The organism is Rossellomorea sp. RS05 (genome assembly GCF_039822645.1).
In the GTDB taxonomy this organism is placed as follows: Bacteria; Bacillota; Bacilli; order Bacillales; family Bacillaceae_B; genus Rossellomorea; species Rossellomorea marisflavi_B.
In genome coordinates this window covers 64,449-89,728 of the sequence record NZ_JBDKWY010000001.1, presented here as the reverse complement: position 1 = coordinate 89,728, position 25,280 = coordinate 64,449, and the positions used below count along the sequence as shown (strand labels likewise).

The following is a 25,280-nucleotide window of genomic DNA, read 5'->3' as shown; positions in this document are numbered from 1 at the left end:
CCTTTTTATTCAGTACAATGGGAATATACTGAATAAAGGACGGTACATACCCCATGCTGAAATCTCTACTCAAAAAGTATCCTGAAGCAGCTGTCAGGTCCTCCCGACCGGGTACACTCGATTTCGGGAAGGCCTGGTTTACAAATGAAGAAGAAGACACGTTCATTGGAATCGATCGAAATAAAATTACCGAAGAAGAAGTGGAGCTCCTGAAATGTTTGTTCATCGAAGTCGGTTCCCCCGTTACCCTACTCAACGGCTCATTCGAAGACCGGGAATGGTTTTCTTTCCTCTATGAAGGTGGACATCAACCACGTATCTCCCAGGATGAATACAGGATCATCCAATTCTCCATGAACGGTGAAATCGAGCACTCCATGATGAAGGAAGCCTTTCACCATCTGCTCCCAGAAGGAGTCCAGTCGGTCTTGTTCAGTGACGGGACAGGTCTGTTCATTGAACGAAAAAGCAACGAAGTGCTAGATCATGAGCAGCTGTTCACGATCTCCCATGTGATTGAGTCGGATTTTTTCGTCTCGACCCTGTTCTTCACGGGACAGTTCCATACGCTTGGCCCCACCTTCCCTGAAGCTTTTTCCTTCGAGCGGGAATTGTTCACCATGCCTGCATCGCTTAGTCATTCCGTCATTCACTCGGTTGAATCACTCCTGCCATCCTTCCTGCTCCACTGTATGCCACCTGAGTGGAAAACACATCTCCTCGGACATGTGATCACCATACTGGAAGAAGATCCTGATTGGACACAGATCATCAAGGTATTCCTTGAAAATCAGGCCAATGTAAGCCAGACCGCGAAGAAGCTTTTCATGCACCGCAATTCGGTTCAGTACCGTATCGAACGTTTTATCGACAAGACAGGTATCGATATACGAAGCTTTCAGGGTGCAATCCTTGCCTATCTTGCCTGCCTGGATCATCTCCACGACAAGGTGAACAAGGAAGAAGAGTGAATTTTGTGCACATTGACCATATCGATCCCCCCTAAATTCCCCTACAATGAATAATAAGTTGAAAACGATTACAAAAGAAAAGGGGAGATTGAAAATGGCTGAATTGAAACTGGACAGTATCTATAAGATCTATGATAAAAAGGTGACAGCGGTCACCGACTTCAATCTACATATCAAGGATAAGGAGTTCATCGTCTTCGTCGGACCATCAGGTTGCGGAAAGTCGACGACCCTTCGCATGATTGCCGGACTGGAAGAGATTTCTCAAGGAGATTTCTCCATCGACGGAAAACGGGTGAATGACGTTGCACCAAAGGATCGCGATATCGCCATGGTGTTCCAGAACTATGCTCTCTACCCTCATATGAGCGTATATGATAATATGGCATTCGGCCTTAAACTAAGGAAGTTCGACAAGAAGGAAATCGACCGACGCGTCCAGGAAGCTGCCAAGATCCTCGGCCTTGAAGCCCTTCTTGATCGTAAGCCGAAGGCATTGTCCGGTGGTCAGCGCCAGCGTGTCGCATTGGGTCGTGCCATTGTCCGAGATGCCAAGGTCTTCCTCATGGATGAACCTCTATCCAACCTTGACGCGAAACTGCGTGTACAGATGCGTGCAGAAATCGCCAAGCTCCATCAGCGTCTTCAAACGACAACCATTTATGTAACGCATGATCAGACGGAGGCCATGACCATGGCGACCCGGATCGTCGTCATGAAAGATGGAGTCATTCAGCAGGTCGGCTCACCCAAAGAAGTGTATGATAAGCCTGAGAATGTATTCGTAGGCGGCTTCATCGGCTCACCGGCCATGAACTTCTTCCAAGGAAAACTGGAAGAAAACTACTTTGTATGCGGGAAGACAAAGGTCCTCGTTCCGGAAGGAAAAATGAAAGTCCTCCGGGAACAGGGTCAAGTAGGAAAGTCCATCACCCTGGGTGTCCGTCCTGAAGATATCCATGATGAGCCCCTTTTCATCGATACTGCAGAGGGTGCAAAGATATCAGTCAAGATTGAAGTATCAGAGCTGACCGGTGCAGAAACGATGCTGTACTCCCAGCTCGAAGGACAGGATTTTGTCGCAAGGGTGGATTCACGCACAGATATCCAAGCTGGGGAAACGATCACCATGGCACTGGATATGAATAAAGCGCATTTCTTCGATGCAGAATCTGAAGAACGCATTCGATAAAAACAAAAAGGAGTCCCTATTACCCGGGACTCCTTTTTCAATGGTCAAAACTCCACCATGTCAATGCTTCTTCCTTCTTCCTCGCCACACCTCTTACAAGTGAAAAGATGCAGGCATGTATCCGTACAGCTGCTGTTCGGAATCCCGTCGGCAAGCTGAATCTCCTGAATGTCCATATAAGGGCTGTACTCATCATAGTAGTCATGGTATCTGCCTTGATCCACCGTTGTATCACCGCATTTTGCACACATTCCCTTATAGGAGACGATTCCATTGCATAAAGCACAAGCTTTCATGTGGTTCACCATACTTTCAATCTTCGTATACTGTTAGCCTTCAAACAAAAGCACGCTTTTATGAGGAGAAATTAAAGGGAGTTTAAAAGGAAAAGATTTCTTTTTTTATTTTCCGTATATAAAATGCAGATTGAACCATAATACAAGTAACGGGATGAATTACTTCATTGGGTTACACCATACCAGATGGTCGCTCATGGAATGCGAGCTGGTGCAAACCCAGCTGACCCAGCCAATAAAATTCTTATACTTTAAGGAGATGAACAACATGGCACAATCTCGTAACAACTCATCTAACCAACTGGTTGCTCCTGGAGCTCAGCAAGCAATCGACCAAATGAAGTACGAAATCGCTTCAGAATTCGGCGTACAATTAGGAGCAGACACTACTGCACGCGCTAACGGTTCTGTAGGTGGAGAAATCACGAAACGCCTTGTTCAAATGGCTGAACAACAACTTGGCGGAAGCTACAAATAATGCACAGTCCCCCGGTATTTCCGGGGGTTTTTTTATTTGTTCACCATGTCTTCAGGATTGATCCATTCATCATACTGTTCTTCCGTCACATATCCGCTTTTCAGAGCAGATTCTTTCAAGGTCCATCCTTCTTGGTGGGCCTTTTTGGCGATCTCTGCCGCCTTCTCATATCCAATATGGGGGTTGAGGGCGGTTACAAGCATCAGGGAACGGGATACAAACCCTTCAATTACATCGAGATTCGCCTCCAATCCTTCGATGCAGCGGTCATTGAATGATTGGATCCCATCTCCCAAAAGGCGGATGGACTGCAGTGCATTATAGATGATGACCGGCTTGAATACATTCAATTCAAAGTTTCCCTGGCTAGCTGCAAATCCGATAGCTGCATCATTCCCGAAAACTTGTGTTGCTACCATGGTGACAGCTTCACTCTGAGTAGGATTCACCTTGCCAGGCATGATGGAGCTTCCCGGCTCATTTGCAGGGATGGTCAATTCTCCTATCCCGCTTCTGGGACCACTTGAAAGCCATCGGACATCATTGGCCACTTTCATGAGATCTGCAGCGAGTGCCTTCAATGCACCGTGGACGAAGACGAGCTCATCATGAGAAGTGAGCGCATGGAATTTATTGTCCGACGACTGAAAGGCATACCCCGTTTGTGATTCCAGCTCCTGTGCGACCCGGCTTCCGAATGTCGGGTCTGCATTGATGCCCGTTCCAACGGCGGTCCCCCCGATTGCGAGGGGCAACAGATGACGTGATGACTCCACGATCATCGCCTTGGATTTCTCCATCATAGCCCTCCAGCCGCTGATCTCCTGTCCCAGGGTCAAGGGAGTCGCATCCTGGAGATGGGTCCGCCCGATCTTGATGATATCCTGGAACCTCTCTTCTTTTTCCCTAAGCGTTGCAATCAATTGATCCAGGGCTGGCAGGAGACGTTTATCCAGTTCCATTAATGCCGCAACATGCATGGCCGTCGGGAACGTATCATTGGAGCTCTGTGACATGTTGACATCATCATTGGGATGAACCCTCTCTTCCCCTGCCAAGGTTTCATTCGCCCTGTATGCCACCACTTCATTGACATTCATATTCGACTGGGTACCGCTTCCGGTCTGCCAGACCACAAGGGGGAAGTGATCATCGAGATCCCCCGAAAGGATGTTTTCACACGCCCTTGCAATGGCATCAGCCTTGGTGACCGATAGTTTTCCCAATGCCTGATTCGCCCTCGCTGCGGCTTTTTTCAGATGGGCGAAAGCATATGTAACTTCAAGTGGCATCTTCTCCCCTCCGATGGGGAAGTTCTCCTTGCTCCGTTGGGTCTGAGCCCCCCAGTATTTATCTGCGGGTACTTTCATTTCCCCGATGGTATCCTTCTCGATCCTGTAATCCATCTTGATTCCTCCTTTTCTGGTCATATATTCATATTTCCACTAATTTCAACGAACTAACCTATTATGGACAGGGTTGATGAATATTCGTTCCCATCTGCACAAAAAAACGCTCCCTGTCCATAGCGGACAGAGAGCGGATGAGTATCAATGTATCAGATTCAAGAACTGACGCGTCCGTTCATTCTTCGGATTGTCAAGTACCTGCTCAGGAGGGCCTTCTTCAAGGATATGGCCACCATCCATGAAGATGACGCGGTCAGCCACATCTTTGGCAAATCGCATTTCATGCGTGACGACCACCATGGTCATACCCTCTTCGGCAAGCTCCTTCATGACGGCAAGAACGTCGGCTACAAGCTCCGGATCAAGCGCTGAGGTCGGTTCATCGAAAAGCATGACCTCTGGTTCGATTGCGAGAGCCCTTGCAATCCCGACCCTTTGCTGTTGACCGCCTGAAAGTTGATAAGGATAGAAGTCGACCTTATCTCCTAAGCCTACCTTCTCAAGCAGTTTTACAGCCTGTGCTTTTGCTTCCTCTCGGCTTTTCCCTTGAACGACCACCGGACCTTCCATGACGTTTTCCAAGGCGGTTTTATGAGGGAAAAGGTTATAGCTTTGGAAGACCATACCGGTCCTTCTTCTCATTTCAAGGAGTTCATTTTTGGCCACGCGACCTTTGAAGTCGATGGTCGTTCCCCCGATGGATACGACTCCTTCATTCGGTATCTCAAGGGCATTGAGGCAGCGAAGGAATGTCGTCTTCCCTGACCCCGATGGGCCTACAAGTACGACGACTTCACCCTTGTTAATCTCGGCGCTCATGCCTTTAAGCACTTCAAGATCATCGAATCGTTTGGTTAATCCTTTTATGGAAATCATGATAAATCTCCTTTATCTAACAATTATTTCGCTATATATCGATCGAGTCGATTCTCGATGCGGCCCTGTATGACGGATAGGATGAAGCACAATACCCAGTATAGGAGTGCCGCTTCCATATAGATCAGCAGGAATTCATAGTTCGTGGCTGCAATCTGCTGTGCAATTCTGAACATCTCAGTCACGAGGATGAGCGACGCAAGAGATGTATCCTTCACAAGTGAAATGAATGAATTGGCAAGCGGTGGAATCGAGACTCTAGCTGCTTGGGGAAGGATGATGCGCCACAACGTCTGACCATAGGTCATACCGATGGACGAACCTGCTTCCCATTGACCCTTCGGAATTGATTGGATGGCAGCACGGATGATTTCAGATGAATATGCCCCCTTATTCAAGGAGAAGGCGATGACTGCTGCCAAGAAGGCAGGGAATCTGATCCCAAGATTCGGCAGTCCATAAAAAATAATGAATAATTGCACCAATAGAGGTGTACCCCGGATTGCAGATACATAGACCCTTGCGATGATTTGGAGCACTTTGTACTTTGAAAGTCTCGCTAATGCAGTCAAGATGGCCAGAATCATACCCACGGCAAATGATATGAGCGTCAGAGGGATGGAATAATACAAAGCTCCCTTGATCAAAGGAAGCAGGGAGCTTTGTAGTATATCAATCATTGCCTGAGGATCCTGGTAAATGCTAGTGCTTAGGAGATACATCTTCTCCGAACCATTTCTCAGAGATTTTCTTGTATGTTCCGTCCTCTTTCATATCCTCTAACGCTTTGTTTACTTCTTTCACCAATTTGTCGTCGCCTTTTCGGAACATGAAGGCACTTTCGCTTGCTTCTCCCGCTTCAGCAACAATTTTCACATTGGCGCCTTTCTTCTTATTCAAGTAGTCAAGAACTGAGATTTTGTCATTCACTGTTACATCCACCCGTCCCTGCTCGATCAACTCGATCGATTGGGAAAGACCTTCGACACCTTGAATTTCGGCACCGTTTTTCTCGGCAATGTCACGATAGTTGCTTGTAAGGGACTGAGCCGATTTTAACCCCTTGATATCTTCAAATGACTTTACGTTTTTGTTATCTTTTTTGGCAACCACTACAGCACTTGATTCGATGTACGGAGTGGAGAAATCGTATTTCTTCTGACGATCTTCCCGGACTCCCACTTGGTTCGCAATCATATCGAAACGTTTACTGTTGAGACCTTCAAACATGGCATCCCATTGTGTTTCCTGAAATTCTGCTTTTACACCAAGGCGTTTTGCCACTTCACGTGCCAGTTCGACGTCGAAGCCTGTCAGCTTGCCTGAATCATCATGGAAGGTGAACGGCGGATATGTACCCTCTGTCCCGATGAGGATCTTCCCATCTTCCTTCACTTTGTTATAAAGCGCTTCTTCGTCTGAACCGCTCTTCGAATCACCGCTCGAGCACGCTGTCAGCACTAGGCTGAGCACGGCAATCAGAACGATGGAAATTCTCCATTTTTTCATATGATAACCCCCACTAATCTTATCGGATTTACTTCTGTACGAATGTCATCATAAAACGCTATGACTGAAAAGTCAACGGAAATGTTTCAGGCATTCGTCCCTTCTTAGTATTGGACGCGGAATGGTTTATCATGTAACAATATTTACATTGAAGGGTCAGGAGGAGATTACATGAAGATTGCATTATTCGGTGCGACAGGCAGGGTGGGAAGAGTCGTCTATGATCACATCGGTCATGATGCCCGGTGCCTCGTGCGTAAGAACAGGAATGAAGGCACTGACATCTTGGGAAATGTTTTGGACAGTGAAGCCGTAGCCTCCACCGTCAAGGGGTGTGAAGCGGTCATAAGTTGTCTGAATACTGATAAGGAGGACGTACTATCCCGAAGCATGCCTATCATACTTGATGCCATGAGGAAAGAAGGCATCAGCCGCATCATCACTTGCGGGACGGCCGGAATCCTTAACGCTTCCAATTCGAATGGATTATACCGCTTCCAGTCCAGTGAATCAAAGAGGAGGAGTACAACAGCCGCAGAGGATCATCTGTCTGCTTATCTGATGCTGAAGGCTTCCGGAATGGACTGGACAATCGTCTGCCCAACCTACCTTCCAGAGGGGGAACGGGTCGGTCGCTTCCGTACGACGGAAGAAGTCCTGCCCGAAAACGGGACAAGCATCTCCGTCTACGATACGGCTGATTTCATGGTTCAGGTCCTCGAAGAAAGATGGTACATTAAAAAGCGCGTTGGTATCTCTTATTAAAAGAAATGCGGCACCCGAATTACCGGATGCCGCTATTTTTCTATCCCGCCGCTTCCTCGGATGCTCCGGTCTGAAGATGATACATTTGATAGTATTTCCCTTTTCTCTCTATCAACTGATCATGGGTTCCTTTTTCTACGATGGCTCCCCGGTCAAGGACTAGGATTTGATCTGCGCTTTTAATAGTGGATAGACGGTGAGCGATGATAAACGTCGTCCTTCCTTTCTTCACCACTTCCATCGCTTCCTGGATAACCGATTCCGTTTCTGTATCGATACTCGAGGTTGCTTCGTCGAGTATCAGTATAGCCGGATCAAATGCCAGAGCACGTGCAAAGGAGATCAGCTGCCTCTGACCTGAGGAAAGGGTACTCCCCTTTTCAATAACCGGTTCATTGTATCCGTTGGTTAATGAAGCGAAAGCCTTCTCCCCACCGACTGCTTTCAGGGCATCCTCAACCTTTTGGCGTGAAATAGAGGGGTGATCTAGACTGACGTTGGAGGCTATGGTCCCAGTGAACAGGTAAGGATCCTGAAGTACGATCCCCATATGTTCCCTCACAGCCTGGATAGGCCACTCCTGAATATCCTTTCCGTCAATTTTGATGGAGCCTTCATTGACATCATAGAACCGGAAGAGGAGATTCATGATGGAACTTTTACCGGAACCTGTATGACCCACAAGGGCAACAGTCTCTCCCTTTTTTGCAGAAAAGTGAATGTCTTTTAGCACGTATTCACCCTTTTTATATCCGAATGATACATGCTCGAATTCTACATCCCCCCAGTACCGTCCGATCCTTTCATCTTCGACGTTGGTCCCCTTCTCTTCAAGGAGTTTGAAAACGCGTTCACCTGCCACAAGAGCCTGCTCCAAATTTGAAAGTTGATTGACTATGCCTGTAATCGGCTGGAACAGTCGATTAATATAATCGACAAAGGCATAGAGCACACCGAGTGTGATGACAGATCCCACTTCGAGCGCCCCCCCTCCGAAATACCAAATGAATGCGACAAAGACAATATTCCTTAGGACCGCCGATAGATTATGTGACGTAAGAGAGTTCAAGCTGAGGAGTTTATTCTGGTATCGGTAGTGCGTGTCATTCAATTCCTCGAATTCTTCTTTCGTCCTATTTTCCCTTCGAAACGCCTGAATGATCGGCATTCCCTGGATAGACTCATTGATGATTGCATTGATCTCACTTACTTTGCTCCTGATGATATGGTTATAGGAAGATGCATATCTTCTATATAAATAGGTCCATAAAACCAGTATCGGCATGAGAATGAGACAGATCGATGCCAGTCCGGGATCCAGTATGAATAATGCGATGTAAATTCCAACAATGTAGATGACGCTCGTAAAGAACGTAGACAACACGGTCACATACAGATTGCGAATCGCTTCTGTATCATTGGTGATTCGTGCCACGACTTTTCCTGCCGGCAGATTATCAAAGTACTGGATCGGCAGACGCTGGATATGGTTAAATACATCATTTCTCATTTTCTGAATGACCCGATTTGCCGCTTTTTGAAGGAAGAAATGCTGACCGTACTGGAAGAAAGACGCAAAAAGCAGCAATCCGAAATAAAAAGCGATCAGCTTGATGATCCTTGGGATTTCCGGCTGATAGAAAGCTAGAAGCTCACTTCCCGATAATTTCTTTGCATCGTAGATCGATGATTCCCCGCCCTTCCTGATAGTGAGGTTTCCGTTGGAAACGGCACGCTCTCCATCAGAAGGGACGGGACCAGGTACAAAATAGAAGGACCTTCCGACTTGCAGGACCCTTGCTTCGCTTACACTGCCATCGGACCCTTGCCTGTACTTCTCTCTCGTATACCATTTTCCGTTGTAAAGCACCGCATCTTCATGTTTTCCGGTTTCAAACCAGGCATCCTCTATTCCAAGAATATGTTCATCGATCATTTGTTTGGCAATGAATGGACCTGCAAGTTCCGCCCCTACAGAGACCGTGAGCATCAGCAGGGCTGCGATGATTATTTTTTTATACAGGAGGGCGTAGTCGAAGAGCCTTTTCCCTACGTTCATGCCCCCACCCCCTTCATTTCTGGATCAGCAGCCTGCTGCCGATCATACTGCTGTTTATACCAACCACCCGCTTCAAGCAGATCAGCATGGGTTCCCTCTTCCGCCACTTTCCCGGAATCCAGAACAAGAATCCAGTCGGCTTCTTCTACTGCTGAAATCCTATGAGTCGCCATGATCGTTGTCTTGCCTCGGCGTTCCTCCCTCAGATTCTGGATGATGGTTGCTTCGGTTTTAGCATCCACGGCCGATAGTGCGTCATCAAGCAAAAGGATCTCGGGATCTTTGATCAGGGCCCTTGCAATGGAGATCCGCTGCTTTTGTCCACCTGATAGGGCTACCCCTTTTTCACCGACAATGGTTTCTAGTCCCTCTGGGAGCGTGTAAAGATCCTTTTTGAAATCTGCTTGGAAGATGGCCCTCTCCAATTCTTCTTCAGTTGCTCCCTCTTTTCCATATAGGATGTTTTCCCTGACTGTTTTAGAGAAGAGGATATGGTCCTGCGGTACATATCCGGTCCAATCCCTCAGCAGGGCCATAGGGAGATCTTGAATCCTGATTCCGCCTATCTTCAGTGAGCCCTCCCCTTCGGGATACTCCCTCAGGATTTGTCTGATGAAGGTCGTCTTCCCGCTTCCTGTCTTCCCTACGATTCCAAGGGTGGTTCCTTTCCTGATCAGGACGTCCACCTCTTTTAGATTAATGGTATCAGAAGCTGGATAGCGGAAGGACAGTTTGTGAAATTCAATTCCATCCGGTTCTGAATATTTTTCAACATGACCTGTATCCTCGACATCCAGTTCGTAAGAGAGCGTCTCCTGAACGCGGTCGAGTGAAGCATTTCCCCTTTGCATGATGTTAATGAGCTCCCCGATGGCGAACATTGGCCAGATCAACATTCCAAGGTACACATTAAAGGATACGAGCTGTCCAAGGGTGATGGACTGGTGGAAAACCAGATACGCACCGTACCCGAGACCTATTAGATAGCTCATCCCTACGAGGACCTTGATGGTAGGGTCAAACAAGGAATCGATTCGTGCCACGGCGATATTTTTGGTGTATACGTCCTCGGTCATGTCGGAAAAACGCTTCTCATCAGCCCGCTCCTGCACATAGGCTCGTATAACCCGTACCCCCGACACCGATTCGAGTACCTTATCGTTCAGTTCCCCGAATGCATCCTGCGCCTCCGTGAATCTGGTATGGATTCTTGCTCCATAAATTTTCATGAGCAGGGCCATGAACGGAAGCGGCAAGATGGCTGCAAGAGTCAATTTCCAGCTTACTAGGAACCCCATGGTGAACAGGATCGTCAGCATAAAGATGCTTGAGTCAATTAGTGTCAACACCCCAAAACCTGCAGTGACTGAAATGGCCTGCAGGTCATTCGTCGCCCTTGCCATCAAATCACCCGTGCGATTTTTTTCGAAGAAGGTCGGGGTCATCTTCAAAAGATGCCCGACAAATTGAGAGCGGAGTTTCCTTTCCACAAGGAACGCCCCTCCGAAAAGCTGATACATCCAGATGTACGTCATTCCGTATGAGACGAAGGTGATTCCAATCAACAGCCCTACATACTGCCAAATATCTTCCCACATGAGGGCACCTATTTGGATATCATCAATGGCATCTCCAACCAGCTTGGGTGGCAGGACATCGAGTACTCCCACGATCGTTAATAAAATGATGGCAACGGTATACCTTTTCCAATTCTCTTTAAAAAACCATGATAACTTCTTAAAAATACTGAACATATCCTGACCTCCGTCTTCTTATCCGATTCCTGCTAGCCGCCTTCAGTCTCCACTGGTGACAAGGTGACTGAATGATGTTCATTGTTCATTTCCTTTTCCTCCTCTAAAAATTGGTATATGCCACAGGGTGTCCCCTGAAAACAACAAAAAATGGATGGACAAAAGGATTAGCGCCTTTTGTCCATCCATCAGCGGACGTTAAAAAGCACAGGTCATTCGACATAACCTGTGCTCTCATTCGTATTCAATCAGGAGTCAGCGGTTAGGTGATGAAGAGTATGCAGTTTGTTGAATTGCTGAATTGATTTTCTCCATCACGGCCACTCCTTTCTGATTTTTAAGTGTTGTCTCCTACTTTAAGCTACTCCAATTTCTGAATAATGTCAATATTATTTTCACTTAAATGAAAGATTGAACATGTTTCATCTGTAGTTGTTGGGGTATCTTAACGATAAGCGAAATGATAAAACGAACAAACAGAGGTGAGACTTCCATGGTACGTACAATCCTAATGGTCATCGGGGCCATCGTCGTGATCGGTTGGATTATCAGCCTTTTATAAGGTTGTTGGAGAAGCCGGAAACCCTGCTTCTCCTTTTTTGATTCAATCTAGATTAAATCATCCCAAACAGGGTAAAGGACTACTATTCCACAACTTGAGGTGATGATGATGTACCAACATATTTTAGTCGCTTACGACGAATCAGATGGTAGCAAAAGGGCACTGGACGAGGCACTAAAGCTCAAGAACCATTCTCTGGATACAAAAATGACCATATTACACGTAACAGATGAAAAAATGCCCAATCAGGCAGTCGATCATTTCACCACCCCCCCCCATATGATGGCAAGTGCATCCCCGGGTCTCGACCAGCAGATCGTAGGGAACAGCGCTCCGCCCCCTGATCCGAATGTCTACGATGGTGTAGCGGAGCGCCAAGCTATTACGGAAGGCCGCGAAATCCACCCAGTCCTGAAGAACGTGCAGGAAAAGCTCGCTCCTCACAAAATCGAAGCCGATTACATTCATCTTGCAGGCTCGGAAGACAAACGAATCTGCGAATATGCAGGGGAGAACCATATTGATCTTGTCATTCTTGGAAGCAGCGGAAAAAGCGGAATGAAGAAACTGATGCTTGGAAGCGTCAGTGAAAAAGTCGTAAAAAACTGCGATACAAACGTTCTAGTCGTGAAGTAAACAAGATGGAATGGGTGGATGACCCATTCCATTTTTTATTCCCTTTACCGTTCTCATGAACTTTTGAAGCCCATCCGATTTTGTCTTATAGGTCCTCCTTCACTATACTGAAAAATAAAATGAAGGGAAGTAGTCAACAGGAGGTAAATCGTACTATGGATAAATTGACAATTGTGGTACTCAGGGATGATCTTCGTCTCCATGATCATCCTGCACTTACGCACGCATTAAAGAAAGGACCCGTACTTCCACTCTATATAGCAGATCATGGTCATACACCGGGCGGAGCTAAAGGATGGTGGGTCCACCAAAATCTTAAAGCGCTGGATGCCTCCATGAAACAGATTGGGGGGCGGATTTGGTATGACAAAGGGGATTATAAAGAAAGACTCTGGGAGTGGGTTCACCAATGCGGGGCAGATGCCGTTTATTGGAACAGGATATATGAACCTGATACGTATGAGAGGGATCTGGTCATCGCAAAGGAACTTCATGACAAGGGGATCGAAGTACAAACCTTTGAAGGAAGTCTTCTTCTCCCTCCTTGGACCATTAAGAAAAAAGACGATACTCCCTATAAAGTGTTCACCTCTTTCTACAATGAATTCAGGAAGCATGAGGTCCCAAAACCACTGCCGAGGATAAAGGAGTTGAGTGTCCCGGATCAATCTTGGGGGATTTCCCTTGAAGGACTGGGACTTCTCCCAGATATTAATTGGTATCACGTCATGGAAAGCATGTGGGAGCCTGGTGATAAAGCCGCTATCAAACGTTTCAATTCCTTCACCAAAAACAGATTGAAAACATATGAGCAAAGGAGAGATTTCCCTGCGAACGGCTCACACTCCACCCTTTCTCCCTATCTAGCTCTAGGTGTTATTTCTTCACGGAGTATGTACCATTCTCTCTTGAAAAGAAGCGAACCGGTTGAACCTTTCATTCGCCAGCTGATTTGGCGTGAGTTCTCTTATTCTGTCCTCTTACACTTCCCCTCTTCAACCGAAAAGCCATTGAATGATAAGTTTGACCATTTTAATTGGCAAGCGGATGACGAAGCGTTCATTCAGTGGACGAAAGGAAAAACAGGGTATCCAATCGTTGATGCCGGCATGAGGGAGCTTTGGGCTACTGGCTTCATGCATAATCGAGTACGCATGATAGCTGCATCTTTTCTGACAAAGCACCTGCTGATTACATGGCAGGAAGGAGCGAAATGGTTTATGGATACCTTGATCGATGCAGATATAGCCAATAATACCATGGGTTGGCAATGGGTGGCAGGATCCGGACTTGATTCGTCCCCTTACTTTCGCATTTTCAATCCAACTTTGCAAAGTGAGAAGTTTGATACTGAAGGTGATTACATTAAAATGTGGGTAGCTGAGCTACAGGATCTTCCTGCTAAATTTATACACGAACCCTCTAAAGCACCAAAACATGTATTGGACAAGGCAGGGGTTCACCTTGGAACTACCTATCCGGAACCGATCGTCGACCATAAAGCTGCCAGGGAACGAGCACTCGCCCGATACCAGAAAATCAAATAGCAGTCCCAATAATCAGCTAAAGCCAGGAAGCCGTTAGTACGGTCCTCCTGGCTTTTGTGCATCTTCAGTCTTCTTTTAGTCGTTTTTTTACGATATCGAATTCATCCTTCACGCCCTTAGATGGTGGTCTTCCTAACAAACTGACCAAGATGATGGCCAGGGATGAAAGGACAAATCCAGGAAGCAGTTCATAGATTCCCAAGAAGCCTCCTTTGGGGATGGCCCAAAGAATCACGGTTAAGGCACCCACAATCATTCCAGCGAGTGCACCATTCTTCGTCATCCTTTTCCAAAACAGGCTGATGACGATTAGAGGTCCGAATGCCGCACCGAAGCCTGCCCAGGCATAGCTCACCAGATCAAGGACTTTACTATCCGGATTATAGCCCATGAAGATCGCGATGATAGCAATCACCACAACTGAAATCCTGCCTACAAACATTTCTTCCTTCTTACTAGCATTCTTCCGAAAGATTGCTTTATAGAAGTCTTGTGCAAGTGCACTGGACGATACGAGCAACTGAGAATCAACTGTGCTCATAATGGCAGAAAGGATGGCGGCTAATAGGATCCCTGCCACCCAAGGATTGAATAAGATCTGTGAAAACATGATGAATACGGTTTCTGGATTTTCAAGGGGGTTATCGGCAAAGTAGGCAATTCCCACAAATCCGATGAACACAGCACCTAAAAGGGACAGAATCATCCAAGTCATCCCGATAAACCGTGCCTTAGGGATATCACGTGTCGATCTGATTCCCATAAAGCGGACGATGATGTGAGGCTGTCCAAAATAGCCCAATCCCCAAGCTAACAGGGAAATCACTGAGGCAAGTGTCGCCCCGGTGTAGACATCAAGATGCGCGAGGTTGATACTCCCCACAAGTTGGACGGTCTCACTCCATCCCCCGAGCTGGTAAATGACCACAACCGGAATGATGATCAAGGCTAAGAACATCAAAACTCCCTGAAGGAAGTCTGTCCAGCTTGCGGCCAGGAACCCCCCAAAAATGGTATAGGACAAAATGACCGCTGCCCCCACCCATAAAGCTAACTTATAATCCATATTAAAGGACTCTTGCAATAGGATGGCCCCACCTACCAAACTGGAAGAAGTGTAAAAGGTAAAGAATATGAGGATAATGACAGCTGAAACGACCCTGAGAGTCTTACTGGTGTCGTGGAACCGATTTTCAAAGTAATCCGGCACTGTAATCGAGTCATTTGCCACCTCGGTATATACGCGTAACGGCTTGGCCACTATCTGCCAATTCAAATAGGCTCCGATAGACAGCCCGAGTGGAAGCCAAATCTGCCCGATACCAAACAGGTAAACCGCCCCCGGCAGACCCAGCATAAGCCATCCACTCATATCGGATGCTCCTGCACTCAAAGCTGCAATACCAGGAGTAAGCCGCCTTCCTCCCAGAACATAATCCGATAAATCACTGGTCATCTTACCCGCTATGTATCCGATGATCAACATGACGACTAAATAGATAATGAGTGTTACTAGCGTTTCAATATTGATAGACATAATCTACTCCTTCTTCTTTTGTAGGATCCAGGATACCATCGACAAAATAATTAATAGAGGCATGGGCACAAGCAACCAAAACCATGTGGCCAGCGTAAACCCCTCCATTCCATTCACCTCCCTTTTGCTTAAAAAGCTACCTTGCATTCCCATCCTGAAAATAGAGAATAGTTACACACTACCAAACATTGCGATAATTTTAAACACCGAATCATCCTAAAAATGCAAAAAATTTATATTTATTCATTATTATCCAGGTTTTTATACACTCAAAAAACCTGAGAAGGATATCTTTTACGATATCCTTCTCAGGTTTAAAAGTTAAGCGATATCCCCTCGTTGCTCCTTAATAATACGTTTTTTTTCAGCCTCATTCACATACACGGCACATGCTGCATCACCCGTGATATTGATAGCCGTCCTTGCCATATCCAGGAGACGGTCAATCCCGAGGATCAACCCGATACCCGCAACCGGAAGGTTCACACTGCTCAGTACCATGGTCAACATGATGAGCCCGACACCCGGTACTCCGGCTGTTCCGATACTTGCTAAAACAGCAGTCAAGACGACAGTTAGCAGCTGCGTCATTGTCAGATCAATCCCATATACCTGAGCAATAAATACGGTTGCTACCCCTTGCATGATGGCTGTACCATCCATGTTGATTGTTGCACCTAATGGTTGAACGAAAGAGCTGATGCTCTTGGAGACATTTAGATTTTTCTGAGCTGTTTCCATTGACACCGGAAGTGTTGCATTACTGCTGGATGTACTGAATGCGACACTCATGGCAGGACTGAAGTTCTTGAAGAACCACCAAGGATTCTTCTTTGCAAGAACAGCGACTGCCGAACCGTAAACAGCGACACCATGAACAATCAGGGCGATGAGTACCACGACAAAATACAGCCACATGGCTTTTAATGCACTCGTCCCCTGGCTTCCAATGGCAGATGCAATAAGGCCGAATGTTCCATAGGGCGCAAACTTCATGACGATTCCCACAAGATACATCATCAAGTCATTTCCCTGCTCGAAAAGCTTTAATATCCCTTTTGTCTTATCACCCAGTGCCGTCAGCCCAAGGCCGATGAAGATGGCAAAGGCAATAATTTGAAGCATGTCCCCTTCGCTCATGGCGGCGATCGGATTCCGCGGTATGATATTGAGAAGAGTTTCGCTCACAGGTGGAGCTTCCTCGGTTTCAAACCCTTCGGCCTGTGATTTATCGATTCCGTCTACCAAACCAGGCTGAATGGCATAAGCAAGTGCCAAACCGATGATGATAGCAATACATGTCGTCGTAAGGAAGAATACTACGGTTTTCAAACCGATTCGCCCGAGTTTCTTCGGATCCCCCAGACCCGCGGTCCCAAGGACGATGGACAAGAATACAATCGGTACGACAAGCATGCTGATCAGGTTAAGGAATATCTTCCCTAACGGAGTTAATAGGTAAGGATCGAGTATGTTAAACAGATCCTTTGCAAAGATGTTTAATATCAATCCTACAATTGCACCCAGAATCAGGGCTATGATGATTTTTGCGGTTAGATTCAGCTTCATTTTCTGCCTCCCAAACATAAATTAAAGATAATTCTAATTTCTTTACCCCACCTCATATTATCTGAAACCGCTTTAACATTCCATAGGGAAATGCAATGTTGGGAGAAACTATACTAAATTACTATAATTGACCATCCACCATCACTTCATCTGTCATTACAACCAATAAATCCTTATCCCTATTGACTTTCCATACACGGATGGATGCACACAAAAATATTCCAATATACCTTTTATCATTGGAATAATATACAAAACACCGGATATGATTAAATTTAGGTTAATCGGGTATATTCTATACTAACAGCATGATGATTCGAGAAAGGAACATGATAGAATGAAAAATACCGTTTACTTTCTTTCACCTGGCCAGGATCGAAGCTCCATCGCTGAAGGTTGGGCTGGAAGGCTTGACATGTCCGGCTGGGCTTTTAAAAGTGCTGGATTAACGAGAAAACACCATGAAATAAGCTTTAGTACCCTTGCCATGAAGGAATATAACATTGATATAGACACCCTAAAAAGGGACCCCATTCAAATTGACGAACTCGCTGGTGCCTCCCTGATCGTCACGATCTACGACGAAGAATTGGACGACGCCATCAAGTTCCCGGAAGAATGGGACGAAAAAGTCATCCATTGGAATCTCCCCAACCCGGAAAAACGTTCCACCTCCGAATTGGAGGAGTGGGTATTTTTCCAAGAAATCTGTGACGAGATTGCCATGAAGGTCAGGGATCTTGAATCCCTTCTACCTTCCATCCGAATGAATTGAGGCTGGGACAAGAGTGTTTTAGTCATAGTAAAACCCGAACTATCTTGCCTGATATAGTTCGGGTTTTTGATTTGTTTCATGTCCATTACTATTTATTTGTTCCTAGCGGTTGATTGGAGTGCAAGACGAAGACTCCAGCGGGAAGAGTAGCTGATCTGAGACCCCGCAGGCTTGCCGAGGAGGCTCACGGGCTACCCGCGGAAAGCGAAGCCTTGCACGGAAATCATGAGCGGTATAATGAAGCCATACTGATATTGTTCGTCATGACCTTTTTTGTTTTGTCCCAATCTCATTTTTTATGTGAAGTATTCCAGTTTTGCTTGAGGAAAAGCCTTTTCCATATAACCGTATAGATGATCTTTAATATCCTGTTCTTCGTCTTTCTGATAAATATACTTTCCTATGCCATATTTCCCCCACTTATAGCGACGTTCTTCTTCATTGAGTTCAAGTTTCGTCATTGGGTAATTTTTTTCGATCACCCGTTTAGCCGGCTTTGTAAATCGATGCTGGATGAACTCAAATGTGAGATCTTTTTTAGCCGATGAGGGCAGAGTGGCTTCAAGATGTTCAAACATGGTTTTGTACCCTTCTTCCCATCCTTCGTGAAGATAGATGGGCGCTACGATGAAGCCTAGCGGGTACCCTGCTTCTGCTACTTTCGCAGCGGCCTCGATTCGTTGATCCAATCTCGATGTACCGGGTTCAAAATTCTTGATCACATAATCGGCGTTGATGCTGAATCTGAAGCGTGTCTTCCCATTATGGTTCGCATCCAGAAGGTGATCCACATGGTGGAATTTCGTCACGAATCGCAGCTTACCGTGTTCTGATTGCCCAAAGTGCTCGATTGCACGCTTCAGTGTATGCGTAATATGGTCAATACCCACGATATCGGACGTACAGGCAGCCTCGAAACGGGTGAATTCAGGCGTGCGCTCCTTGATATATTGATCAGCCGCTTCAAAGATCTCATCCACATTCACGTAGGTCCTGATATACGGTTTGCTCCCCATCGTCGTTTGAAGATAGCAATAATGGCAGTGCCCCATACACCCTGTGGCAAATGGGATCGCATATTCTGCGGAAGGTTTCGAGGTGTCGAACTTCAGGGTCTTCCTTACCCCGACTACCAAGGTGGATTTTGCGATCCTGTATTTTTGGAAGTGGTTATCCCCCGGCAAATTCCGCACCTGGTTGTGGGAAGTGGTGTAGCGGATTTCCACGTTCAATTTCTCAAATTTCTCTTTAAGCTGTTTCCCAAGGGGGTACTCTAGAGCGCCCGGTTCAAAGTAGACCAGCTGGGGCATGAATGGTTTCAGCATCTTGTCCTCCTACATCTGACCGAATGATTGTGTGTAGGCCGCTTCAGCATCTGCTTCCGATGCGTAAACTGCAACTTCATTCGTCAAAGGATAATAAGTTTCGTACATGAACAGAGCAAGTTCTTCGGGATGGTCCGGATCATTCACCACTGCTGCAGCCTGGACATTCGCCACACTTTGAGTATGGGGATTGCGGTAGATCACATAGACAACATCCCCCGCCTGATAGACGGAATCCTGATTTTTGATTTCCATAGGGTTCACCCATTTCCTTCGTATTCCTTTTCATTTTTTCCTACCCGGGATCAAATATGTTGGTAATACCTGCTTATGCCAAAAAAGCTCTCCATTCAAATGGAGAGCCCGTAAAATCGTTTTGTTTGGGTGAAAATCCTCTCGGCAGCTTCGCTTTCGTCCATATTTTTCATTGAAGCGATGCACTTGATGGTCCGGCCCATCATACCGGGGTGGGTCATCTGCCCTTTAAATGGCCCTTCAAACGGCCAGGGGCCGTCGGTTTCCACCATGATGGCATCAAGCGGAGATTTTTGCACGATCTTTTGAATTCCATCTTCATACATCACATCCGGTGTGACCGATACTTTATATCCATTGGAGAGCACCCTCTCAAGAATCGCTTCGTCCCCTTTAAACCAATGGAAGTGCGCCTTCTCGACAGAATGACGTTCCAACAGATCGGAAGCAATGTCGGCATGCTCGTAGATGCAGTGGAGCACAATAGGCTTTTTAAGGGCCTTCGCTTTCACAATGAACCTCTCCAGTAATTCTTCATAAGGTTTGAGCTCAAGATCGACATCATCCTGCATCCTGTAATAAGGAAGACCCACCTCCCCCACAGCCACCAGTGAGCTGGCATGCTGATCGAGGAAGGTGAATAATTCCTCAATTTCTTCCTCGAAAGGCAGCTCCTGTTCCGGATGAAACCCGGCTGCCGCTTTCACCCGGCTGTCCATCACGGAGAGATCCAGCGTCTCCCGGCTCGACTTCAAGTTCATCGACACGGCAATCATCGCTCTAATCCCATGTGTATCGAGAGAATCAAGGATTCCCGTGCGTTTCCCGGGAGAATAGGCATCCCAGTGGATGTGTGCATCAATCATGTTGAACATACTTCGTCAACTCCCGGAAGATTTCTTTTTTGTACTCGAGGAATTCCGCGCTTAAAATAATTTGTTCATCCCTTGGGCGTAGATAGGGCACCCGGAATTCCTTCTGTACGCTTGACGGTTTACCTGATAAAACAATAATCCGGTCGGATAGGAAAAGGGCTTCGTCAATGTTATGGGTGATGAAGAGAACTGATCTCTTATCCTCTTCCCAGATATCCATGAGCCATTTTTGCATGTCGAGCCTTATGAACTCATCCAGACTGGAGAACGGCTCATCAAGGCACAGCAGGGATTGCGGACTCATCAAGGCCCTGATGAAAGCGACCCTTTGCTTCATCCCACCGGAGAGCTCATCGGGATACGCCCCCTCATAACCTGAAAGTCCTGCACGCCCGATCCACTTTCTAGCCTGTTCCTCGTCTTTCCTCCCGTGAATTTCCTGACCCAGGATCACATTTCCGAGAACCGTTCTCCACGGTAATAACGCATGATCCTGCGGCATGTAGCTGATGAACCCGGTCTTACCGTTGATATTCTTCCCGTTGAGAATGATGGAGCCTTCTTCAGGTTCCATCATCCCGCCGATCAAATGAAAGAGTGTAGTTTTCCCGCTGCCTGAAGGGCCAAGGATGGACACGAACTCCCCTTCTTCAACCTGAAGGGATAGATCCCGAAGGACAGGGTGATGATCGAATTGCTTCGATAAAGACTTGATGTGTAGCTGACTCATTTCAACTCCTCCTTCTTCCCTTTCACACACCATCTCTCCAGTAGGACGATGAACGTGAAAAACAACAAGCTCAAGATCATGATGGCGAAGATCGCCACAAATACACGATCGGTCCTGAATGCCGAGGAAGCAAGCGTCATATAGACACCGATTCCCTTCTGAGACCCAAGCCACTCAGAAATGACAGCTCCCATGACGCTGTATGTAGCCGCAATCTTCAGACCTGAGAAGATGGATGGAAGGGCATGGGGCCACTCCACCTTCCTGAAGATCTGCCCCTTGGTGGCCCCAGCCATTTTCATATAGTGAATATAATGGCGTCGCGTCTGCCTGAACCCGTCCATGGTGGAGACTGCTATCGGAAAGAAGCACACAAGCGTGATCACCAGGAATTTAGGCAGCAGGCCAAAACCGAACCATATGACCAGTAGAGGTGCAAGGACGATGATGGGGACGTTTTGCGATAAGATCATCAGCGGATAGACTGCCTCCCTCACCCCTGGAAGAAGATGCAGTGTGACAGCCACAGCGATCCCCGCCGCACATCCGATCAAGAACCCGGAAACGGAGAGCCCGACTGTCGAAGTAAGATGGATGTGGAAGGAGTCCCAGGAAGACAAGCCTTCGGAAATGACCTTCATAGGGGATGGCAGCAGCCATTGGGGGATGGTGAACACCGTTACCGCCACCTGCCAGAAGATGAATAAAAGGATGAGGGCCGAAACCGGCCGCCATCCCTTCCTGATTCCGTTCATCATGAACGGTATTTACCGGTAAGATCCGTCATTTCGATTCCTTGAGGCTGATAGAGAACCTTGATCTGAGAGATGACATTCACGCTTCCCCTTGCGATCATCTTCTCATTCATGCGCTCCACGATCTTGAACAACTCGCTGAGTTCACCTTCCATTGTCGTTTCTAAAGGATTCACTTCATAGTTCACTCCCGATTCTTCTATGACTGCGATCGCGTCGTCCACATAAGGGATGACATCTTCACCATTCTTCGTTTTCGGGATGATTTGAATACTGACCAATGCATTTGCCATTTATGCTCACTCTCCAGGTAAAAATTCATTTGTGTATGCTTTTTGACTATCAAGTTTCTTTTCGAGAAGTCCATTATCGAACATCCAATCAGCGTAGTTCTTCCATACTTCCGCTTTCTGCTCTCCCCATCTATCCGCATCGTCTTTGTATTTCGGTGCAAGCCATTCTTGGCTTTTCATGACGAGCTCTTCATCAAGGTCGGGTGCTTCTTTCAGAAGGATCTTGCCTGCTTCATCCGGATGCTCGACACTGTACTCATATCCTTCCGTTGCTGCCTTCAGGAATGCTTTGACCGTGTCAGGGTCATCCTTTATGTGGGATTCGTTCGTCGTGAGGACAGGAGTATAGTAATCAAGTTTATCCGAGTAATCTTTGACATACATCATATCAAGTTCTTCCCCCCGGAGTTCGGCTTCGATTCCCGTCCAGCCATAAAAGATCCAGGCAAAGTCGATATCCCTTTTTACAGCCGTAAAGAAGTCTGTGTCCCCCATATTCACGAAGTTGACCTTCTTCACGTCGGCTCCTTCCTGTTTCATGATCGAGCCCATGACCGCTTCCTCTACGGGAGAACCCCATCCACCGTAGGTCTTGCCTTCGAAATCTTCAGGCTTGGTGATCCCTTTGTCTTTCGGTGCTGCGAATCCGGATGTATTATGCTGGATGATGGCCGCAATCGAGACGATCGGTACATCCTGTACCCTTGCCTGTGTGACACCTTCCTGATACCCTACACCAAAGTCCGCCTTTCCCGATGCCACCAGTTGGTCAGCACCAGCCTCTCCTGGCATGATGATGTCGACATCCAGTCCTTGCTTTTCAAAATATCCTTTTTCTTTTGCCACATACAAACCGGTATGGTTCGTATTCGGAGTCCAATCAAGGACGACCGATACCTTTTTGAGCTTGTCTTTTTCAGCTCCTCCTGCACTGCAAGCAGTCAGCAGAAGGATTGAACTTACGACCATGAGCCATTTTCTCAAGATGCATACGCCCCTTCACAAAATATGTACAGAAAAAAAACGCCCGAGGCTCATGAGCCTAGGACGCATCATTAAACAAGAATTCTGTCTACGATCTGTTTCCTACGCTGGTATGAGCCAGTTCAGGTTCAAAGGGTCAGCATCTGATGGATGCACTCTCAACCGGCCACACCGGTCCCCCTACAATAATCACGATATCGGGCGTTATCTTTCATTCCTACTTTGCCATAGTATCTTATGGTTTTCAAGCATTTCTTGAGGGGGACATCAGATCTTCAACCGCTTCGGATACCTCTATGAGCTGGGAAAATGCAACGAAGGGTTCCCTACGTAGATAAAAGGTATATTGAACGATGAACATGGTAAGATGATGCATGAATCGTGCGCCGTCTCCCTCCCTGAATGTTGACTCAGCACCGTACCCCTTTAAGAATGCGGTGATCAACGGCCATGATATACCGTTATGAATGATGAGGTGTGCGCAGAAATAGGCAATGTCAGCCATGCGGTTGGCAACACGGAGCCGCTGAAAGTCGATGATGCCAACACTCCCTTCTTCATCGACAAGGAGATTCCCGGGGTGAACATCACCGTGCACCAGCTGCTTTCCTCCTTCAAGGTCCAAACTGCAAAAATGCTTCACAACGGACCGCGCCCACTTGGCAACAGGAGAATGGCTGCATTGAAGGATCCACTCCCACGTATGAAGGGAAATATCCCACGATTTGACTCCTTCGAACGGAAAGTGCATGAAACTTGAATGAAGCTTGGCCAACGTGTTTCCGACAGCTGACATGATCGGAACTTCCCATCCCGGTCGGATTCCGGGAATGCATGCGTATAAGGCGTACCCGCATCCATCCGCCCAGAACATGTTTCCTCCATGCCTTGCGGGATGAGGCATCTCCACCCGGATGGACCGCTCATGAAGATAGGAGGTGAGCTTCTCTTCCAACTTCATCTGCGTCCTCCGCTTGATATAAAAGATGCCCTCGGGACCATGAGCAGCCCACACGCTTCCACTTATCTTTTTCACCTTGAACTCTTCTGCATCTTCTTCAGAAAAAAATGCGGTAAAAAAGTCTAGCATTTCGTGTTCCACCCGTCTGTGTAGTAAGATATTCATTAGTATGACTGTCTAACCACCATACATACCAATTGCATGAAATGAGGAATGCGCGATGGAAAGAATCAAAATCACAGAAGACCTAAGTTTCTCAAGGATCATCCATGGTTTCTGGAGACTTGCAGACTGGGATTATACAAAAGAAGAAACCCTTTCATTGATCGAGCATGATCTTGAACAAGGCATTACGACATTTGATCACGCAGATCTATACGGTTCGTACAAATGTGAAGAGCTGTTCGGAGAGGCCCTTTCACTGAAGCCTTCTTTGCGGGACCACATGGAGATCGTCACTAAATGCGGAATCGTCATTCCTTCCGAACAACGACCGCAGCATCGTACCCACCATTACAATACGTCTAAATCCCATATCCTTGAATCTGTGGATCAGTCACTCAAGAACCTGTCAACTGACTATATCGATGTCCTGTTGATTCACCGTCCCGATCCATTCATGGATCCGGAACAAGTAGCAGACGCCTTCACTCAGTTAAAAGACGCCGGTAAGGTCAAACATTTCGGTGTCTCGAATTTCAAACATCACCAGTGGTCCATGTTGCAGGCACATCTTCCGTTCCCTCTCGTGACTAACCAGATTGAACTATCTGCTTACGAGCTTGAAAACATCGAAGACGGCACGTTGAACCTTTGTCAGGAGAAGAAGGTGCCGCCAATGGCCTGGTCACCTCTTGCTGGAGGAGCCATCTTCAAGCAAGGCGATGAAAAAGCCGACCGCCTGCGTGCTGCACTTGAAAAAGTACAGGGCGAAACAGACGCCAACGGAATCGACGAAATCCTTTATGCTTGGCTTCTCACCCATCCTGCCCGCATCATGCCGATCGTCGGTTCGGGCAAAAAAGAACGAATCCAATCAGCCATCAACTCACTGAACATCACCTTAAACCACGACCAGTGGTTCGAAATCCTCCACGCCTCAATGGGCCACGAAGTACCTTAAGAAAAGCGGAGGGGGCTAGTTCTGAGGCGACAAGCATAAGACGA

Annotated in this window: 25 protein-coding genes and 1 riboswitch; of the genes, 8 read left to right on the top strand and 17 right to left on the bottom strand. The window is 46.9% G+C overall.

Translation table 11 applies throughout. The features are described 5' to 3' along the window. The first annotated feature begins 53 nt into the window (after nt 1-53). Both ABJ225_RS00520 and ABJ225_RS00515 read left to right on the top strand, forming a co-directional pair. Nucleotides 54-971 (top strand): PucR family transcriptional regulator, encoded by a 918-nt coding sequence (locus ABJ225_RS00520; RefSeq protein ID WP_218245686.1) that lies wholly within the window; start codon nt 54-56, stop codon nt 969-971. A gap of 94 nt (nt 972-1,065) precedes the next feature. Continuing rightward, nucleotides 1,066-2,163 (top strand): ABC transporter ATP-binding protein, encoded by a 1,098-nt coding sequence (locus ABJ225_RS00515; RefSeq protein ID WP_079515749.1) that lies wholly within the window; start codon nt 1,066-1,068, stop codon nt 2,161-2,163. 44 nt (nt 2,164-2,207) lie between these two features. On the opposite strand, the gene ABJ225_RS00510 is transcribed toward ABJ225_RS00515, so the two are convergent. Continuing rightward, nucleotides 2,208-2,459 carry a hypothetical protein gene (locus tag ABJ225_RS00510; RefSeq protein ID WP_048004557.1) on the bottom strand — a complete coding sequence of 84 codons (252 nt, stop codon included), beginning with the start codon at nt 2,457-2,459 and terminating at the stop codon, nt 2,208-2,210. A gap of 268 nt (nt 2,460-2,727) precedes the next feature. Between ABJ225_RS00510 and ABJ225_RS00505 the strand changes: the two genes are divergently transcribed. Further along, nucleotides 2,728-2,937 carry an alpha/beta-type small acid-soluble spore protein gene (locus tag ABJ225_RS00505; protein ID WP_142130215.1) on the top strand — a complete coding sequence of 70 codons (210 nt, stop codon included), beginning with the start codon at nt 2,728-2,730 and terminating at the stop codon, nt 2,935-2,937. Nucleotides 2,938-2,969: 32 nt separating this feature from the next. On the opposite strand, the gene fumC is transcribed toward ABJ225_RS00505, so the two are convergent. The 4 genes from fumC to ABJ225_RS00485 all read right to left on the bottom strand — a co-directional run bounded on the left by fumC (nt 2,970) and on the right by ABJ225_RS00485 (nt 6,731). Next, nucleotides 2,970-4,343, bottom strand: coding sequence for a class II fumarate hydratase (gene fumC / locus ABJ225_RS00500; protein WP_048012921.1), 1,374 nt, complete (start codon nt 4,341-4,343; stop codon nt 2,970-2,972). 144 nt (nt 4,344-4,487) lie between these two features. Then, the gene (locus ABJ225_RS00495; RefSeq protein ID WP_053427636.1) at nt 4,488-5,222 is read right to left on the bottom strand and encodes an amino acid ABC transporter ATP-binding protein; all 735 of its coding nucleotides are present in this window, start codon (nt 5,220-5,222) and stop codon (nt 4,488-4,490) included. A 23-nt stretch (nt 5,223-5,245) separates the two neighbouring features. Continuing rightward, entirely contained in the window at nt 5,246-5,944 is a 699-nt protein-coding gene (locus ABJ225_RS00490) for an amino acid ABC transporter permease (RefSeq protein ID WP_053427637.1), read from the bottom strand. After that, on the bottom strand, nt 5,925-6,731 hold the full coding sequence (locus tag ABJ225_RS00485) for an amino acid ABC transporter substrate-binding protein (RefSeq protein WP_218245684.1): 807 nt from the start codon (nt 6,729-6,731) through the stop codon (nt 5,925-5,927). The genes ABJ225_RS00490 and ABJ225_RS00485 overlap by 20 nt, the downstream gene beginning before the upstream one ends. Before the next feature lie 171 nt (nt 6,732-6,902). Between ABJ225_RS00485 and ABJ225_RS00480 the strand changes: the two genes are divergently transcribed. Further along, complete coding sequence (locus ABJ225_RS00480) at nt 6,903-7,496, top strand: NAD(P)-dependent oxidoreductase (RefSeq protein ID WP_347317918.1); 594 nt, start codon at nt 6,903-6,905, stop codon at nt 7,494-7,496. A 40-nt stretch (nt 7,497-7,536) separates the two neighbouring features. On the opposite strand, the gene ABJ225_RS00475 is transcribed toward ABJ225_RS00480, so the two are convergent. Both ABJ225_RS00475 and ABJ225_RS00470 read right to left on the bottom strand, forming a co-directional pair. After that, nucleotides 7,537-9,555 carry an ABC transporter ATP-binding protein gene (locus ABJ225_RS00475; protein WP_347317916.1) on the bottom strand — a complete coding sequence of 673 codons (2,019 nt, stop codon included), beginning with the start codon at nt 9,553-9,555 and terminating at the stop codon, nt 7,537-7,539. Next, on the bottom strand, nt 9,552-11,309 hold the full coding sequence (locus ABJ225_RS00470; RefSeq protein WP_347317914.1) for an ABC transporter ATP-binding protein: 1,758 nt from the start codon (nt 11,307-11,309) through the stop codon (nt 9,552-9,554). Before ABJ225_RS00470 ends, ABJ225_RS00475 begins: the two co-directional genes overlap by 4 nt. Nucleotides 11,310-11,976: 667 nt before the next feature. Here ABJ225_RS00470 and ABJ225_RS00465 point away from each other — a divergent pair. Beyond that, nucleotides 11,977-12,507, top strand: coding sequence for a universal stress protein (locus ABJ225_RS00465; RefSeq protein WP_218245680.1), 531 nt, complete (start codon nt 11,977-11,979; stop codon nt 12,505-12,507). A gap of 155 nt (nt 12,508-12,662) precedes the next feature. After that, entirely contained in the window at nt 12,663-14,054 is a 1,392-nt protein-coding gene (locus tag ABJ225_RS00460) for a cryptochrome/photolyase family protein (RefSeq protein ID WP_347317912.1), read from the top strand. Nucleotides 14,055-14,118: 64 nt separating this feature from the next. On the opposite strand, the gene putP is transcribed toward ABJ225_RS00460, so the two are convergent. Both putP and ABJ225_RS00450 read right to left on the bottom strand, forming a co-directional pair. After that, nucleotides 14,119-15,591: a sodium/proline symporter PutP gene (gene putP, locus ABJ225_RS00455; protein WP_347317910.1), complete on the bottom strand. Its 1,473-nt coding sequence runs from the start codon at nt 15,589-15,591 to the stop codon at nt 14,119-14,121. Between the two features lie 321 nt (nt 15,592-15,912). Further along, on the bottom strand, nt 15,913-17,160 hold the full coding sequence (locus tag ABJ225_RS00450; protein WP_218245678.1) for a dicarboxylate/amino acid:cation symporter: 1,248 nt from the start codon (nt 17,158-17,160) through the stop codon (nt 15,913-15,915). Nucleotides 17,161-17,647: 487 nt separating this feature from the next. On the opposite strand from ABJ225_RS00450, the gene ABJ225_RS00445 reads away from it, so the two are divergent. Beyond that, nucleotides 17,648-17,935, top strand: coding sequence for a low molecular weight phosphatase family protein (locus tag ABJ225_RS00445; RefSeq protein WP_218245677.1), 288 nt, complete (start codon nt 17,648-17,650; stop codon nt 17,933-17,935). A gap of 296 nt (nt 17,936-18,231) precedes the next feature. Here the strand turns inward: ABJ225_RS00445 and splB are convergent, their stop codons facing one another. From splB to ABJ225_RS00405, 8 genes are all read right to left on the bottom strand, one after another. Then, the gene (gene splB, locus ABJ225_RS00440) at nt 18,232-19,260 is read right to left on the bottom strand and encodes a spore photoproduct lyase (protein ID WP_347317907.1); all 1,029 of its coding nucleotides are present in this window, start codon (nt 19,258-19,260) and stop codon (nt 18,232-18,234) included. A gap of 9 nt (nt 19,261-19,269) precedes the next feature. Continuing rightward, nucleotides 19,270-19,515 (bottom strand): transcriptional regulator SplA domain-containing protein, encoded by a 246-nt coding sequence (locus ABJ225_RS00435; RefSeq protein ID WP_347317905.1) that lies wholly within the window; start codon nt 19,513-19,515, stop codon nt 19,270-19,272. Between the two features lie 95 nt (nt 19,516-19,610). Continuing rightward, nucleotides 19,611-20,390, bottom strand: a complete 780-nt coding sequence (locus ABJ225_RS00430; RefSeq protein ID WP_347317903.1) for a TatD family hydrolase — start codon at nt 20,388-20,390, stop codon at nt 19,611-19,613. Further along, a complete protein-coding gene (locus tag ABJ225_RS00425; RefSeq protein ID WP_347317901.1) occupies nt 20,374-21,120 on the bottom strand; it encodes an ABC transporter ATP-binding protein in 747 nt (248 codons plus the stop codon). The genes ABJ225_RS00430 and ABJ225_RS00425 overlap by 17 nt, the downstream gene beginning before the upstream one ends. Beyond that, entirely contained in the window at nt 21,117-21,878 is a 762-nt protein-coding gene (locus tag ABJ225_RS00420) for an ABC transporter permease (RefSeq protein ID WP_347317899.1), read from the bottom strand. Before ABJ225_RS00420 ends, ABJ225_RS00425 begins: the two co-directional genes overlap by 4 nt. Then, complete coding sequence (locus tag ABJ225_RS00415; RefSeq protein ID WP_056538140.1) at nt 21,875-22,168, bottom strand: thiamine-binding protein; 294 nt, start codon at nt 22,166-22,168, stop codon at nt 21,875-21,877. The genes ABJ225_RS00420 and ABJ225_RS00415 overlap by 4 nt, the downstream gene beginning before the upstream one ends. A 6-nt stretch (nt 22,169-22,174) precedes the next feature. Then, nucleotides 22,175-23,152, bottom strand: coding sequence for an ABC transporter substrate-binding protein (locus tag ABJ225_RS00410; RefSeq protein ID WP_347317897.1), 978 nt, complete (start codon nt 23,150-23,152; stop codon nt 22,175-22,177). 82 nt (nt 23,153-23,234) lie between these two features. Then, a riboswitch (TPP riboswitch) is annotated at nt 23,235-23,344 on the bottom strand. A 52-nt stretch (nt 23,345-23,396) separates the two neighbouring features. Continuing rightward, on the bottom strand, nt 23,397-24,242 hold the full coding sequence (locus ABJ225_RS00405; RefSeq protein WP_347317895.1) for a phosphotransferase enzyme family protein: 846 nt from the start codon (nt 24,240-24,242) through the stop codon (nt 23,397-23,399). Between the two features lie 91 nt (nt 24,243-24,333). Between ABJ225_RS00405 and ABJ225_RS00400 the strand changes: the two genes are divergently transcribed. Beyond that, on the top strand, nt 24,334-25,236 hold the full coding sequence (locus ABJ225_RS00400) for an aldo/keto reductase (RefSeq protein WP_347317893.1): 903 nt from the start codon (nt 24,334-24,336) through the stop codon (nt 25,234-25,236). Nucleotides 25,237-25,280 lie beyond the last annotated feature (44 nt).

What these genes read in the sequence shown, in the direction of transcription:
- ABJ225_RS00520 (WP_218245686.1), top strand. Translation starts at nt 54, where the DNA reads ATGCTGAAATCTCTACTCAAAAAGTATCCTGAAGCAGCTGTCAGGTCC.
- ABJ225_RS00515 (WP_079515749.1), top strand. Translation starts at nt 1,066, where the DNA reads ATGGCTGAATTGAAACTGGACAGTATCTATAAGATCTATGATAAAAAG.
- ABJ225_RS00510 (WP_048004557.1), bottom strand. Translation starts at nt 2,459, where the DNA reads ATGAAAGCTTGTGCTTTATGCAATGGAATCGTCTCCTATAAGGGAATG.
- ABJ225_RS00505 (WP_142130215.1), top strand. Translation starts at nt 2,728, where the DNA reads ATGGCACAATCTCGTAACAACTCATCTAACCAACTGGTTGCTCCTGGA.
- fumC (WP_048012921.1), bottom strand. Translation starts at nt 4,343, where the DNA reads ATGGATTACAGGATCGAGAAGGATACCATCGGGGAAATGAAAGTACCC.
- ABJ225_RS00495 (WP_053427636.1), bottom strand. Translation starts at nt 5,222, where the DNA reads ATGATTTCCATAAAAGGATTAACCAAACGATTCGATGATCTTGAAGTG.
- ABJ225_RS00490 (WP_053427637.1), bottom strand. Translation starts at nt 5,944, where the DNA reads ATGTATCTCCTAAGCACTAGCATTTACCAGGATCCTCAGGCAATGATT.
- ABJ225_RS00485 (WP_218245684.1), bottom strand. Translation starts at nt 6,731, where the DNA reads ATGAAAAAATGGAGAATTTCCATCGTTCTGATTGCCGTGCTCAGCCTA.
- ABJ225_RS00480 (WP_347317918.1), top strand. Translation starts at nt 6,903, where the DNA reads ATGAAGATTGCATTATTCGGTGCGACAGGCAGGGTGGGAAGAGTCGTC.
- ABJ225_RS00475 (WP_347317916.1), bottom strand. Translation starts at nt 9,555, where the DNA reads ATGAACGTAGGGAAAAGGCTCTTCGACTACGCCCTCCTGTATAAAAAA.
- ABJ225_RS00470 (WP_347317914.1), bottom strand. Translation starts at nt 11,309, where the DNA reads ATGTTCAGTATTTTTAAGAAGTTATCATGGTTTTTTAAAGAGAATTGG.
- ABJ225_RS00465 (WP_218245680.1), top strand. Translation starts at nt 11,977, where the DNA reads ATGATGTACCAACATATTTTAGTCGCTTACGACGAATCAGATGGTAGC.
- ABJ225_RS00460 (WP_347317912.1), top strand. Translation starts at nt 12,663, where the DNA reads ATGGATAAATTGACAATTGTGGTACTCAGGGATGATCTTCGTCTCCAT.
- putP (WP_347317910.1), bottom strand. Translation starts at nt 15,591, where the DNA reads ATGTCTATCAATATTGAAACGCTAGTAACACTCATTATCTATTTAGTC.
- ABJ225_RS00450 (WP_218245678.1), bottom strand. Translation starts at nt 17,160, where the DNA reads ATGAAGCTGAATCTAACCGCAAAAATCATCATAGCCCTGATTCTGGGT.
- ABJ225_RS00445 (WP_218245677.1), top strand. Translation starts at nt 17,648, where the DNA reads ATGAAGGAATATAACATTGATATAGACACCCTAAAAAGGGACCCCATT.
- splB (WP_347317907.1), bottom strand. Translation starts at nt 19,260, where the DNA reads ATGCTGAAACCATTCATGCCCCAGCTGGTCTACTTTGAACCGGGCGCT.
- ABJ225_RS00435 (WP_347317905.1), bottom strand. Translation starts at nt 19,515, where the DNA reads ATGGAAATCAAAAATCAGGATTCCGTCTATCAGGCGGGGGATGTTGTC.
- ABJ225_RS00430 (WP_347317903.1), bottom strand. Translation starts at nt 20,390, where the DNA reads ATGTTCAACATGATTGATGCACACATCCACTGGGATGCCTATTCTCCC.
- ABJ225_RS00425 (WP_347317901.1), bottom strand. Translation starts at nt 21,120, where the DNA reads ATGAGTCAGCTACACATCAAGTCTTTATCGAAGCAATTCGATCATCAC.
- ABJ225_RS00420 (WP_347317899.1), bottom strand. Translation starts at nt 21,878, where the DNA reads ATGATGAACGGAATCAGGAAGGGATGGCGGCCGGTTTCGGCCCTCATC.
- ABJ225_RS00415 (WP_056538140.1), bottom strand. Translation starts at nt 22,168, where the DNA reads ATGGCAAATGCATTGGTCAGTATTCAAATCATCCCGAAAACGAAGAAT.
- ABJ225_RS00405 (WP_347317895.1), bottom strand. Translation starts at nt 24,242, where the DNA reads ATGCTAGACTTTTTTACCGCATTTTTTTCTGAAGAAGATGCAGAAGAG.
- ABJ225_RS00400 (WP_347317893.1), top strand. Translation starts at nt 24,334, where the DNA reads ATGGAAAGAATCAAAATCACAGAAGACCTAAGTTTCTCAAGGATCATC.